The 14,272-nt window shown below is 37.9% G+C and carries 8 protein-coding genes and 1 pseudogene; 4 read left to right on the top strand and 5 right to left on the bottom strand.

Annotated features, from left to right (window positions below):
- Positions 1 to 26 precede the first annotated feature (26 nt).
- Genes ACKWBX_RS04435 through radC form a run of 3 tightly spaced genes read right to left on the bottom strand, consistent with a single transcriptional unit; the run spans position 27 to position 2,703 of the window.
- Positions 27 to 716: a YjjG family noncanonical pyrimidine nucleotidase gene (locus tag ACKWBX_RS04435; protein ID WP_413967445.1), complete on the bottom strand. Its 690-nt coding sequence runs from the start codon at positions 714 to 716 to the stop codon at positions 27 to 29.
- Positions 709 to 2,004, bottom strand: coding sequence for a polysaccharide deacetylase family protein (locus ACKWBX_RS04430; RefSeq protein WP_413967444.1), 1,296 nt, complete (start codon positions 2,002 to 2,004; stop codon positions 709 to 711). Before ACKWBX_RS04430 ends, ACKWBX_RS04435 begins: the two co-directional genes overlap by 8 nt.
- The gene (radC, locus tag ACKWBX_RS04425; protein ID WP_413967443.1) at positions 2,005 to 2,703 is read right to left on the bottom strand and encodes a RadC family protein; all 699 of its coding nucleotides are present in this window, start codon (positions 2,701 to 2,703) and stop codon (positions 2,005 to 2,007) included. It lies immediately after the preceding gene.
- A 363-nt stretch (positions 2,704 to 3,066) separates the two neighbouring features.
- Here radC and ACKWBX_RS04420 point away from each other — a divergent pair, with 363 nt between their 5' ends.
- Together ACKWBX_RS04420 and ACKWBX_RS04415 are read left to right on the top strand one after the other, a co-directional pair.
- Complete coding sequence (locus tag ACKWBX_RS04420) at positions 3,067 to 4,257, top strand: hypothetical protein (RefSeq protein WP_413967442.1); 1,191 nt, start codon at positions 3,067 to 3,069, stop codon at positions 4,255 to 4,257.
- A gap of 11 nt (positions 4,258 to 4,268) precedes the next feature.
- Positions 4,269 to 4,895, top strand: a complete 627-nt coding sequence (locus ACKWBX_RS04415; protein WP_413967441.1) for a hypothetical protein — start codon at positions 4,269 to 4,271, stop codon at positions 4,893 to 4,895.
- Positions 4,896 to 5,359: 464 nt separating this feature from the next.
- On the opposite strand, the pseudogene ACKWBX_RS04410 reads toward ACKWBX_RS04415, so the two are convergent.
- Both ACKWBX_RS04410 and ACKWBX_RS04405 read right to left on the bottom strand, forming a co-directional pair.
- Positions 5,360 to 5,491, bottom strand: a pseudogene (locus ACKWBX_RS04410) (UPF0758 domain-containing protein); the annotation flags it as partial.
- A 300-nt stretch (positions 5,492 to 5,791) separates the two neighbouring features.
- A complete protein-coding gene (locus tag ACKWBX_RS04405; RefSeq protein ID WP_413967440.1) occupies positions 5,792 to 7,144 on the bottom strand; it encodes a UDP-N-acetylmuramate--L-alanine ligase in 1,353 nt (450 codons plus the stop codon).
- A 94-nt stretch (positions 7,145 to 7,238) separates the two neighbouring features.
- On the opposite strand from ACKWBX_RS04405, the gene ACKWBX_RS04400 reads away from it, so the two are divergent.
- Both ACKWBX_RS04400 and ACKWBX_RS04395 read left to right on the top strand, forming a co-directional pair.
- Positions 7,239 to 7,556: a cupin domain-containing protein gene (locus tag ACKWBX_RS04400; RefSeq protein ID WP_413967439.1), complete on the top strand. Its 318-nt coding sequence runs from the start codon at positions 7,239 to 7,241 to the stop codon at positions 7,554 to 7,556.
- 237 nt (positions 7,557 to 7,793) lie between these two features.
- Entirely contained in the window at positions 7,794 to 14,204 is a 6,411-nt protein-coding gene (locus ACKWBX_RS04395; RefSeq protein ID WP_413967438.1) for an alpha-2-macroglobulin family protein, read from the top strand.
- The last annotated feature ends 68 nt before the right edge of the window (positions 14,205 to 14,272 follow it).

Here is a 14,272-nt window from a genome sequence, read left to right as displayed (position 1 = left end):
CACTTAACACCTTACTTACAATAACTCTATAAATAGGTTTTTATTTCCCCAAGTTGTTTAATGATCGGGCAATGATTATGCGGTTCCTCTCCATGTGCCAAAAAATGTAATGCGTGCATGCCAAAAGATTGTGCACCAAGGATATCCGCCTCTAAACTGTCTCCTATCATCAAAGCCTTTTCCGGGTCAACGTTTGCCTTGTTCAATGCCAATTCAAAGATTATGGGATTCGGTTTTTTTACCCCGGCCATTTCCGAGTCAACAACATGCTCAAAAAAAGAGTGGATACCGGAATTCCTGAGTTTCTTTTCTTGGATCTCCTGAAACCCGTTCGTGATGATATGCAGCCTATAATTGGGCTTTAGATATTCCAAAATTTCCTTTGCGTTCGGAAAAAGATGGCTATACGAAGATAAATGAGCGATGTACGCTTCGGAAAGACTGTTGATGGTATCATCCGAAATCTTGAACTTCAATCTATCAAAAACGGTCTTTAAGCGTTGATACCTTAACTCCGATTTAGTGATACGCTCTTCCCTGTATAGTTTCCAAAACTCTAGATTGGCAGGCACATATACCTCCAAGAAATCGGTTAAATCAACAGCTACCTTATGTGTTGCCAGTATTTTTTCAAAAGTTAATGCCGAATTTTTCTCAAAGTCCCATAAGGTGTGGTCCAAATCGAAAAAAATATCACTTACACGATTTTTAAACATTATAATTCTTTAGCATAGTTTCGTAGATATCCAACCAATTGAGTTTGCTGTCTTCTCCTAGCAATTCATTGGAAAATATAGTTTTAAAAGAGCCTTGTACTTTTTTGATTTCATGGTAAATAGCATCAAACTGTATCTTTACCTGATCTGTATTTTTCATTTTTAACAATGCATAATCATGTATGGCAAAAGGATGTATTTTTATGGGTTGTTGTACTTCTAACGGGATATCATACAAATAAAAAGGAGTACAGGTACCGGCCCTAAAACCTATTTCTTGGGTGTATCCCATGGTGTAATCGTTCGAAAATTCCGTAGCCAATAGATTTCGGTACGTATCCGGTACATCCACACGGTTAAACCTCATCTTACAGGTACTTATGGATCTGTTGATTACATTCTCCAAATTGGACTTTTCAATTTTCAAGACCTCAATGTCGTCAAAAGAACTGTATGAAGCTGCCAAAGCCACCGTACTGTAATCAGCGATGTATTTGATCAAAGATTGAAATTTATTGTTGTTGGTGGCTATGTTTTTATCATAGCGCGAATACTCCGCAAATTGAAAGAAAAAAGTGCTTTTTATTTGATACTTTTTGTGCCATTCAACCAACTGGGCAAAATTGTCGTAAGGGTCTTTCTTGATTTTCAACCAGACACTCACTCGCTCATAGACTTTTCTAAAACGTAAAGTAAACAAGTCCAAGAACAAACCGGACATTCCTCTGAATACGCCTCTATACGCATAGGAATGGGAAGTGGTCACATCTATGACGGACTCATACTTGTATATTCTCTGTTTGTGCTCCAAATCGGGAAAACGTTCCTTTAATACGGCCAAGAATTTAAACGCCCAAATATCTACTACCGGGCGTTGTAAAAACTTATTTTGATAAGCGATGCTGTCCTTTGGCGAAAATCTACCATGGATATCCTTGACATGGGGCAGATATTCTTCATATCTGCTCAGCAGGAAAAAACTGGCCGAAAAAATATCAAACGGAATGGTACTCCGCTCTCCAGAAGGAAAAAAGCAAGGAACGCCCTCCCAATTCATTACATTAATATCAATGTCATTGATGCCCTGTTCAAACAAAAGGTCGTGACTCCGTATAAAAAATTCGTTTTGTAGAGGTTGTTTGGTAAACGTTATTTTAACCTCGGAATGCTTTATAAATTCCTCAACTTTAGTCGTGAAACCAACTTCAATACCCAAAATTCGGGTAAAGATATGCTTCATGATATAGCTAAAACGCGGTGTTATTTTATGTGTGTAGACTAATAGCATTTAAAGCATTTGGTCATCGGCAAAACTAAAATAATTTTGCTGTGTTATAATAAGATGGTCCAGAACTTTAATGTCCAATGCTTCTCCGGCTTTTTTTATTTTTTGGGTAATCTGTTGGTCAGCTTGGCTCGGTTTTAATGTGCCGGAAGGATGATTGTGCGCCAATATCAGACCTACGGCTTTCAGTTCCAAAGCCTGTCTCATAATCAAACGTACATCTACCAAGGTACCGGTCATACCGCCTTTGCTCAATTGGGATTTTTGCAATACTTTATTGGCATTGTTCAAAAAAAGAATCCAAAATTCCTCATGTTCTAAATCGCCCATGACCGGCAACAACAACTCAAAGGCATCTTTACTACTTCCTATTTTCTCTATCTTGACCTCACCCTCTCCCCGCCTTCGTCTACCGACTTCTAGAGCGGCCGCTATGCTCACTGCTTTTGCTTCCCCTATTCCCTTAAACTGCATGAACTGTTTTATGGAAAGTCTTCCCAACTCATTAAGATTATTATCTACGGAGGCCAATATTCTCTTGGAAAGCTGTACGGCACTTTCGGATCTACTGCCCGAACCGATCAATATCGCGATGAGCTCAGCATCCGATAGAACTGACCTTCCTTTCTGCACTAATTTTTCACGAGGCTTATCATCGTCCGACCAGTGTTTTATAGATAACGAAACCGAATCATCTTGCATGGAGTAAAGATACTTAAATGGTTATTCTATTATCTTAAACATAAAGCTTTTATCAATTATGTAAAATTGTTTTTAGACTTTTAGCATTTGAAAAGTAAGCAGAAAATCAGATTAGAATTATAAGCTCGTTGAAAATATATTATTTAACCGCTTTTTTAAAATTTAAAAACTTGAATACCGAATCAGCTTAGGTAGAATGAATGGATTTAAGTATATAAGCCTAAATAAATTCATGCTAATCTGAGGGCATTCTAATCTTGGGATATCACAATGTCCTCTAAAATTATAAGGTTTTCCTAAGTCTGACTTCAAATTACTTTTTATACTTTGCAATAAACAAAAACCAACTAAAAAACCAAAAAAATGAAAAAAAGTTTCCTGATTTTAATTTTGCTTTTAACAACTTTCAATTCTTGTGAAAACGAGGAAATCCTTTCCAATGAACCAAACCAAAGTGTAGAACGGGAAAGCACAGATATTCCTGAATTGATTTTCAGAAAACAAAGTTCTAAACTCGATGCAATTATAAAAAAGACAATTAACGAGCAGAAACTATCTCAAAAGGGAAAATCAATTTTAAGTAATGTGGATTTCGAGTCTGCAATTAAACGGTATGATGTTGAATCGGGAATATCTTTCTACACGTTTCCCTTTAATGAACAAAGTTCTACGCTTCGCCAATTTGTAATAAAGGAGAATCATTTAGGAGAGATTTTAGGAAGTGTCGTTGAACTGGAACCTGATGGGGAATTTAATAAGGAAAGTCCAATGGAAGATTTTATCGGTTGGTTTAGAATGTTATCGCTTGACGGTGACATAGTAGTTGAAGAGAGGATGGGTGCCGAACAGTCCAACAAAACATCAAAAACAATGGCTACGGGCGCAAGAAGTATATGCTCTTCTTCCATTACGGATTGGTACAATTGTAGAGGTGCCGTCATATCTGCAAGTACGTGTGATTACTCACATAGTTCGATAAGTACAACATGTTCTTCTTCAGGGGGTTCGTGGAGCGGAGGTCTGAACGGTAGCCAAGATGATGAGTTTTATCTCCATACCTCAACTTTTGGAAATACGGGAAGTGCCGTTTCTGGAGGGTACTATCCAAAAGATATAGTTGAAGAGAAACCTCCAAGCTGCGAAAGTTTTAAATTCAAAAAAGTTGGTAATAATCAATTTTCATATGTAAAAGGAATCAGATTTTTAGTAATAGATAAAAATGGACAGAAGCACTATTTAAGGTATGATATGCCCATGGAGTTCTCTGTTCCATACGAGGATAGATTCGGTGTTATATATGAGGGAGGAGCTGTAGCTGAGTCGAGTGCTAGAGCACTTAAAGAAGCCATGGATAATACAAAAGATTATATACTTGATACTGCTTATTATGTTGGCGAGTATCGAGCCAAACGATACTTTGAAGACGAGTTGAAACGTTTATATCCAATATACATACCTGGTGGCCGTGTTCAACCGAGACCAAGTAGCCAGCATGTCTCAACGGTTACTGATTACAAGGCAGAATGGTTTGGAACTGGAAATTGTGATGACTAATCATTAAATCTGTGAAAGGAGAATTCATTGACATAGCTTATAGTTACTATCCGAAAGGAATAAATTTTTTTACTGAAAAAAGAGAAATAAATGATAAATATATTAATTCCAGAGAGTACAAGAAACTAGAACGAGAAAGAAAAAATTATTTTGGTTATGATGAAAAATTCGGCTTTAAGATAATAGAAAGTCTTAAAAAAAATAATATAAATGTTGAGCTTAGAGACTCTTCGAGAATATTGTCAGGTGATAGAGCTTTTTTAATTCAACATAGTGGTTTTTTTTATGAAAAAGAATTAAAATATTATCCTTTATGCTATGTTTTCAGTGGAATTATACCCTATTTCTACAGTTATTTTGTGGACATAGATATTAGTTTTGAAGAATCAGTTTTCAATGAGGGGACTTACAAATGGAAAAAAATAAATGGAATTCTTTCAAATCTAGAGGATAAACCAAATTTTTATAGTCTTGAAAACGCCATATCAAGCGTGATTTCAAAAGAATTGGGTTTAAAAAAATTTCCTAAATCCATTATTAATAATATCATCCCAGATATTGGAAACAATAATATAGAGTATGGGAGTTTTACTTATTTTAACGCTTTCTTTTTAGACGATTTTTTCTGTGTTCCTTAAATATAAGATAAATGGATATTGATATATGCATCTACGACACTTACATTAGACTAGCCATGTGGCAAGCTGTAGTGCTTTCTGTTTTTTTGTTATTCTTTCTTTATGGTTTAATAACATTTTTGAAAATGCTTTGGATTAAAATAAGAAGTTTGATTCGGTAGAAGCGAGGTGAATTTACTTTTTTTAATAGCCAAAACTTCAAATCATGAAATCTAAACAAAAAACAACACTTTTTTCATCTTAGCTCTTAACTCAAATTTTGGAGAAAAAATTATGCTGAGCTGTTGTAAAAACAGCAAAGTAATAAATTTCATTGAGTTGATGATTCTTTATATTTACGGTAATTTTCTATTCTTGAATATTATCAAAATATTTAAAATCAAATAAACCCATAAAGTAACCTGAGGTATTCAATGAAATTGATGAATTACTAAATTTATATTCAAAATGCAGAGTCTTAGCCTTCCAGAACCTGTAAGTATTGCAATGAGCTCAACATCCGATAGAACTGACCTTCCTTTCTGCACTAATTTTTCACGAGGCTTATCATCGTCCGACCAGTGTTTTATAGACAATGAGGTAGTATTATCTTGCATTGGCTAAAGATAATGAACTAATATTTTGATGCAGCTTTCAGTTGGAATTTTAAGGTTGCTCCTCTTCCGAGTTTATTTCTCTTTGTTCTATCCTATTTTTGGTATCATTAATAGTCCTGTCCTCTTCGAGGATTACGTTAGAAATGCCTAGCATGAAACCAATTAGAACTACAGAGCATAACTTCCTGATACTATTAAAAATTGAAAAACAACCCTTTATTGCCATACAAGTCAACTTTCAATCTATGTTCCAAAAATTACTTTACTGACAAATAAGCAGTTAGCACCGAGATTCCAAATTCATAGAAGCGACTTCACCTCTTCCAAGTCCAACCCACCATAATTCCCTGAACTCATTAACAGAAGTGCGGTGTTGTCATATCGCTGTTTCAAAATAAAGGAATGAAAAGATGCGGCATCCGTAAAAATCTTCAAATCCGTTCTTTGGAAAGCTGTAGCAATTTGTTCCGGCGTAACGGCTTCCAATTTCTTGATAGCTACGGATTCCGGCAGGTAAAAAATGACCGCTTCATCGGCAGCATCCAAGGCACCTTTGTATTCTTTCAGAAATTCGGGATTAAAACTACTATAGGTATGGAGTTCCAAACAAGCGATTAGTTTTCTATCCGGAAATTGTTCCTTTACCGCTTTGGTCGTAGCGGCCACTTTACTCGGAGAATGGGCAAAATCCTTGTAAAGTACTGCAGTTTTGCTTTCCGCTATTTTTTCAAGACGTTTGGAAGCTCCCTTGAACGTGGAGATGGCTTCATAAAAATCGGCCTCGTCCACTCCCATATTTTGACAAATCCACTTTGCGCCCGCCAAATTATTCAAGTTATGTTCTCCAAACACCTCTATAGGCATTGGGCCTTCAGGAGTTTCCAATAGCGTTTCTCCATTCTCCACGGTATACTCCGGCGTATGGTAAGGAAGTTTTCGGATGGTATTTTCGGACGATTCCACAACCTTTTTTACTTCTATATCCGCTTCATTATAGGTAATGCTCCCTCCACTCACGATACTATCCACAAAAATTTGGAACTGTTCCACATAATTCTCAAACGTAGGGAATACGTTAATATGGTCCCAAGCAATGCCACTCAATAAGGCAATATTTGGTTTGTATAAATGAAATTTTGGTCTTCTATCAATGGGGCTGGAGAGGTATTCATCGCCTTCCAACACTATAAAATCATTTTCCTCGGTTAAATGTACCATCCTATCAAAACCTTCCAATTGCGCACCGACCATATAATCCACTTCTCTGTCATGATAATCCAACACATGCAAAATCATGGAAGTAATGGTAGTTTTGCCATGGCTCCCGCCAATAACCACCCTAGTTTTACCTTTTGATTGCTCGTACAAAAACTCCGGATAGGAATAAATGGTCAAGCCTAATTCTTGAGCTTTCAGCAACTCTGGATTATCAGCCTTCGCGTGCATTCCCAATACTATGGCATCTAAGCCTTCATGTATTTTTTCTGGAAACCACCCAAAGCTTTCTGGCAATAGGTCTTTGGCTTTCAATCTGGATATAGAGGGTTCAAAAATAATGTCATCACTCCCTGTAATAGTATAGCCTTTATGTTCCAGTGCCAGTGCCAAGTTGTGCATAGCGCTACCGCCTATGGCAATAAAATGTATATTCATTTAAAAAAATTAAGTTTCAAAGATAGGGATAGCGAATAGCATCACAAACCTCTTTTATGATTGCAGGGTTTATAGTATCTTACCAAAAAAAACAATGCGCTTGAATTTATCAGATATCACATCCAAGGAAATTATGCCCGGTTACCACGGTAAATTGATTCATTCCGATAATATGACCTGGGTTTTTTGGGATGTTGAGGACCAGGCCGTTGTCCCTGAGCATTCCCATATGCACGAACAGATCATGCATGTAGTGGAGGGAACTTTTGAATTTACATTGGACGGTGAGACCAATATCTATCATCCTGGCGATGTTGTCATCATAGGCTCCAACAAAAAACATAGTGGCAAAGCACTGACTCCATGCAAATTAATGGATATTTTTAGTCCGGCCAGGGAGGAATACAAATAATAAACTAGTCCAAGAAGTCGATTCTCATTTTTAATATCCAACGAGCTACTCTTCTTAAATTCGATTTCAGGATTATTATTTCTAATGTAACGTTGCGCTTTTTTTTTGAAACAGAAATCCCGCCAATCTTGATGAATTGATCAAGTAATACTTTCCCTTATCCAAAATAGGGCTTCCCTAATTCCTTCTTGTTATTGGTATAGCTTTTGTAAACTTTTGTTGCGTAAATTTATTACAATGAAAAAATTGATAGCTACACTCACCATCGTCCTATTTTCACAAATAGTGCCGGCCCAAGAATTGCCCAAATCGTATGAAGCACTTTGGGCAAGGGTCTATAAACTGGAAACCGAAGCCTTGACGAAATCCGCTTTGGAAACTGTAAAAGAAATCTACGCCAAGGCCAAAAAGGAAGATAATGCCGCGCAGGTCATCAAATCGCTTTTATTTACTTCTAAATATGTCCTCACCTTAGAAGAGGACGCACAATTAAAAGTTATCACCGATTTTAAAAGCGAAATTGAGAAAGCAGAAGCCCCGGCAAGAAACGTTCTGGAAAGTTACTTGGCCAATTTGTATTGGCAGTATTTTCAAAAGAATAGGTATAAATTCTACAATAGAACAAACACTTCAGAGAAAGTAGATGAAACCGATTTTAGAACTTGGGACTTAACTACCTTATTTCAAGAAATTGCTATCCATTTTGAAAATTCATTACAAAATGCAGAGGTCCTCCAAAAGATTAAAATAGCAGAATTTGAGGACATTATCTACCAGCAAGAAGGCTCTGAAACATTTAGACCAACTTTGTTCGATCTATTGGCCCATAATGCCTTGACCTTTTATAAGACAAGCGAAAATAGCATTACCCGACCTGCGGATAAGTTCGAAATTAACAATCCCGAATGGTTATGCGATGCTTATACTTTCGCGCAATTGAAGATTACCGATAACGATAGTACTTCGCTACAGCTAAGAGCATTAAAATTATACCAGCGCTTGGTCGCTTTTCACTTTGAAAATCCAAAATTGGACGCTTTGGTCGATGTTGATATAGAACGACTCTCCTTTATTTACAACAATGCCGTGTTTGACGAAAAAGACCGGTATTATGAAGAAGTTTTACAGAACACCGTAGAAAGTTTAAAACACGATGAAGTTTCCGCACTGTACCGTTATGAATTGGCATCGCTCTATCAACGCCAAGGAAATACCTATACTCCAAAAACCAATGAAACACATCGTTGGAAACTCAAAGATGCTTTGGCAATTTGCGAACAGGTCGAAGCGCAATTTCCCAATAGTAGGGGAGCAAAAAAATGTGCTGTTTTAAAGTTGCAAATACTTTCAAAAAATCTTCAGCTTACCAGTGAAAGCTATATTCCGGTCAATAAGGTCTCACGCATATTAGTGAATTATAAGAATCATGAAAGCCTTGATTTAAAGGCTTATGAAATTTCCAGAAAAGAGTTGGAACAGCTGAACGATTTGTATCCACCTTCCAAACAATATGCGTTTATCAAAAAATTAAAAGCGAAAAAGAGCTGGTCGGTCACGCTAAAGAACGAAAAAGATTATCAATCCCATAGTATTGAAATACAGCTGCCGGCGTTGCCCAATGGGCAGTTCCTCATTCTTGCAACGCCCAACGGCATCGAAAAAAATGAGGAAAATCCTGTTTTTGCCTTCAGCAAGGTTCAAGTAACCAATTTAGTGGTTCACGAACATAGTACCCCACAGGAGAAAATATTTCAAGTAATCGACAGAAATAACGGTGCTCCAAAAAAGGATGCTAAAATCACTCTATTTTACAGACGAAATTACAAAGGTCCATTTTTAAAAAAGTATGTCACCACGGATAATAAGGGGCTGGCTGCCATTCCGCTGGGCAAATCAAATTTATCAATAGCATATGTAAAAGTGGAACATGAGGGTGAAAAGGCCTATTTCGGGGGAACCTACATCAATAAAAAACAGAAAGAACAAAAGGAAAGAATTACCTATCAGACCTTTTTGTTCAAGGACAGAAGTATTTACAGGCCTGGGCAACCCCTATATTTTAAAGGAATCCTTATTGAGAGGGATGGCGATGCTTCAAAACTTGTTGCCGAGGAAGATGTAACGGTTGGCCTATATAACGTGAATGGCGAAATGGTTACCGAGCTAGACCTAGAAACAAATGAATACGGTTCTTTTTCAGGAGAATTTGTACTACCTAATACAGGCCTTAACGGAGAATATTACCTAGAAGCATACGGATTATCCGGACTGATAAACAATATTTTTTATTTTTCGGTGGAAGAATACAAAAGACCAAAATTTGAGACAACTTTTAATCCGGTAACTGGGACTTTCAAAGTAAATGACAGCATTACGGTCAAGGGCAATGCAAAAGCATATGCCGGAAGTACCATTTCAGATGCGAAAGTAAGCTATAGGGTACAGCGCAATGTGAGCTACCCACAGTGGTACTACTGGAGAAGATCATATTTCTATCAGGAACCACAAGAAATAAGCCATGGGGAGGCAGTTACGGATGCTGAAGGGAACTATGAAATTACTTTTAAAGCCATCCCGGATTTAAGTTCAAAAAAGGAAAACCTCCCTATTTTCAGCTATACCGTTACCGCAGATGTTACGGATATCAATGGGGAAACCCGCAGTACCGCCACCAACGTAAATGTGGGCTATCATGCAATGACCGCTACCATCGGCGTAGCCAGCAAACTTGATAAGAATCTTAAAAATCAAAAAATAAGTGTCTATGCCCAAAATTTGAATGGACAAAGTGTTCCTGCCACAGGAAATATAAAAATGTACAAGCTTAAAGCTCCGGATGCCGTTCTGCGGCCAAGACCGTGGGCGGCTCCCGATTATAAAAATTGGAATACCCCAGAATTTAGAAAATTATATCCGCACGATGCATATGAAGACGAACATAATGCCACTACTTGGGAAAAAGGACAGCTTGTTTGGGAAAGCACTTTTGACACTGAAAAGAACAGTGAACTTCTGTTGAAGAATATCAAAAAATGGACTTCAGGGAAATATGTCCTCGAATTGGAAAGTAAGGATAAATTTGGCCAAAAAGTAAAGGCCAAAGCACAGACCATGCTTTTTAATGAAAAAGAAAAAAAATTGGCGGACAACCAATTGTTCAATGTCCAAACTGATAACGACAGTTATAAAATAGGAGATATTGCGGAAATCTCTTTTTACTCCAGTGCCGAAAATGTAACCATTACGTATTGGGTTGAAAAAGATAAAAAAATCAACAGGACCGGAATCATAAAAATCAAAAACGGATGTGAATCCGTTCAAGTGCCCGTATTGGAAACCGATGAAGGTGGCTTTGTCGTGAATTATAGCTTTTCGGTTTACAATTCATATCAATCGGGAAGTGTCTATATCGCTGTCCCATATCCGACCACTAACCTCACCATAGAAACAAATACGTTCAGGGATAAAATACAGCCCGGAACGGATGAGACTTGGAGCTTTACGGTAAAAGGTCCGAAAGGTGAAAAGGTTTCCGCTGAACTATTGGCAAGTATGTATGACGCCTCTTTGGACGAGTTCAGAAGTCATTCCTGGTATTTCAATCCAATCCAAAGGCCTTATTATTATTCCGTTTCAAGTGCAAATGCAAACCTAAGTTTTGGCATACAGGCCTTTAGAAATTACAACCCGACCGTTTCTTATCCTTCTATACCTACCATTGGTTATGACCAATTAGAATGGTTTGGTCTAAGCCTGAACAATTCCTACTATGCTCAACGCAATTATTTGAACAGGTATCGAAATAAATTAAAGAACGTTTATACCTACAATGCAGCCGTTGGAAAAGGAGTTATAGAAGGTATCGTGTATGATAGTTTTGGGAAACCTTTGCCCGGAGCAAACATCTTAATCTTAGGAAGTAAAGAAGGTACACAGACCGATTTTGATGGGAAGTTCAAAATTACAGTTCATCAGGAGGACGAACTTATCTTTTCATACATAGGATATCAATCTTTTCGTAAAAAGGTCGATGAAAACAATTTCTTTAAAATATACCTTAGAGAAGATTCTGCTGCGTTAGAGGAAGTGGTAGTTACCGGTTACGGGGTTCAAAAACGAAAAGCGGCAACCGGGGCGATATCAGCAATAAGAGAGGAATCTATGGAAATGGAAGCGGATGATTTCGCAGGTTCTTTAGAAGGTAAGGCAGCAGGGGTTGAAATAAACGCCGCGCCTACAGCTACGACCTCAGAACAAAAAGATGCTTCTCGCATAGAAAACAAGAAAGCCCCAAATTTTGATAACGTAAAAATCCGTAAAAATCTTCAGGAAACCGCTTTTTTCTTTCCCCACTTACTAACGGACAAAGAAGGTAATGTCAGCTTTAGTTTTACCAGTCCTGAGGCGCTTACCCGTTGGAAAGTTCAATTGATGGCGCACACGAAAGATTTAAAAAGTGGCGCAAAGACCCAATCTACTGTAACACAAAAAGAGCTAATGGTCTTACCTAATTTACCACGTTTTTTACGTGAGGGCGATACTATTACCATAAGCAGTAAAATTGCCAATCTATCCGATAAAAATCTTGAAGGTTATGGTCAATTGGAATTAACAGATGCCTTGACTGGAAAAGTAATCGACGTGGAATTAAACAATACGAACAAAACACAAGAATTTAGTGTTGATGCAAAGGGCAACACTCAACTTTCTTGGGTTATTTCCATACCAAAAGGCACCCAAGCGGTCCAGTATAAAATAGTAGCCAAAGCCAAGGATTTTAGTGACGGCGAGCAAAGTATATTGCCTGTACTGAGCAATCGCATGCTTGTGACGGAAACACTGCCGATGTGGATAAGGAGCAACCAGACCAAAACCTTTGTACTGGAAAAATTGAAGGATAATACCTCCACAACGCTGAGCAATCACAGGTTGACCTTGGAAATAACCTCTAATCCGGCTTGGTATGCGGTACAGGCACTTCCCTATTTGATGGAGTATCCCTACGAATGTAATGAGCAGACATTCTCCAGATATTACGCCAATAGCCTTGCCGCCCACATTGCGAATAGCAATCCTAGAATACGTGAAGTGTTCGACCAATGGCGAAATTCCGATGCCTTGTTGAGCAATCTGGAAAAAAATCAGGAATTAAAATCGATTTTAATTCAAGAAACACCTTGGTTACGGGATGCCCAGTCCGAAACAGAGCAGAAAAAACGCATTGCATTGTTGTTCGATTTAAATAAAATGAAAAACGAACTTGAACTGGCTTTGCGAAAATTACGGAACAATCAGTTAGCATCCGGGGCTTGGCCATGGTTTCAGGGAGGGCGCGAAAACAGATACATCACCCAACACATTATCACAGGTTTGGGGCACTTGCAGAAATTGACCGCTGATCATGACACTGAAGGAAAAGCGGCCTTAAAACAGATGATTAAAAGAGCGGTCGATTATTTGGATGACGAATTTGTTACCGAATATAACCGAATGAAAAAATATACTACAAACATCAACGATGATCATCTGAGCCATATGCAACTGCATTATTTATACATGCGAAGCTTTTTTAAGGACATCAAGACCCCAAAAAAAGTAGATGAGATCAAAGATTACTATTTAGGGCAATCCAAAAAGTATTGGACCAAAAGAAATTTGTATTCAAAAGGCCTTTTAGCACTGATTTTGCATAGAAACGAACAACCTGATACGGCAAATAGGATTATTCGCTCCCTGAGAGAAAACAGTATCGTATCGGATGAAATGGGAATGTATTGGAAGGAGAATACAAATTCTTGGTATTGGTACCAAGCCCCTATCGAGACACAGGCCCTATTAATTGAAGCTTTCTCGGAAATTGATGGAGATATCGCTACCATTGACAATCTCAAAATCTGGTTATTGAAAAATAAACAGACCAATCAATGGAAAACCACTAAAGCAACTACGGATGCCGTGTATGCCTTGCTGTTACAAGGTTCTGATTGGCTTTCCGTGACGGAAGCCGTAGACGTTTTGATAGGCGGAGAAAAGATAGAACCTTCAAAATTGGAAAATGTCAAAATCGAGGCGGGTACCGGATATTACAAAACAGTTTGGAATACGGCTGAAATTGAATCCAACATGGCAGAAATACAACTTTCCAAAAAAGGAAATGGTATTGCATGGGGTGCGTTGTACTGGCAATATTTTGAGGATTTGGATAAAATAACCTCAGCAGAAACACCGCTTCAGTTCAAAAAGAAATTATTCTTGAAGAAGAATACGGACAATGGTGAGCAAATCACAGAAATCGTTCAGGATACGAATCTAAAAATCGGTGATCTTGTGAGAGTAAGGGTCGAATTAAAAGCGGACCGCGCTATGGAATTTGTTCATATGAAAGATATGCGTGCCTCGGGATTTGAACCCGTAAACGTGATTTCACGTTACAAATGGCAAGATGGTCTTGGGTATTACGAAAGCACCAAGGATGCCAGCACCAATTTCTTTTTTGATTATCTACCTAAGGGCGTTTATGTTTTTGAATATGACTTAAGGGTAAACAATGCGGGAGATTTCAGCAATGGCATTACGACCATTCAAAGCATGTATGCACCTGAATTTAGCAGTCATAGTGAAGGGGTGCGGATCTCAGTGCAAAATTGATTGCGTTCCCTCATCTAAAAGTATTGTTGCCTAAGTGCCCATTTCAAAAACGATGGCAAGTACATAGC

The sequence above is a fragment of the Maribacter algae genome (assembly GCF_047345745.1).
GTDB lineage: Bacteria > Bacteroidota > Bacteroidia > Flavobacteriales > Flavobacteriaceae > Maribacter.
Note: the sequence above shows the minus strand (reverse complement) of the source record. Positions and strands in the feature narration are given on the sequence as shown.

Coding starts and splice junctions, on each gene's coding strand:
- ACKWBX_RS04435 (WP_413967445.1), bottom strand. CDS start 716: ATGTTTAAAAATCGTGTAAGTGATATTTTTTTCGATTTGGACCACACC.
- ACKWBX_RS04430 (WP_413967444.1), bottom strand. CDS start 2,004: ATGCTATTAGTCTACACACATAAAATAACACCGCGTTTTAGCTATATC.
- radC (WP_413967443.1), bottom strand. CDS start 2,703: ATGCAAGATGATTCGGTTTCGTTATCTATAAAACACTGGTCGGACGAT.
- ACKWBX_RS04420 (WP_413967442.1), top strand. CDS start 3,067: ATGAAAAAAAGTTTCCTGATTTTAATTTTGCTTTTAACAACTTTCAAT.
- ACKWBX_RS04405 (WP_413967440.1), bottom strand. CDS start 7,144: ATGAATATACATTTTATTGCCATAGGCGGTAGCGCTATGCACAACTTG.
- ACKWBX_RS04400 (WP_413967439.1), top strand. CDS start 7,239: ATGCGCTTGAATTTATCAGATATCACATCCAAGGAAATTATGCCCGGT.
- ACKWBX_RS04395 (WP_413967438.1), top strand. CDS start 7,794: ATGAAAAAATTGATAGCTACACTCACCATCGTCCTATTTTCACAAATA.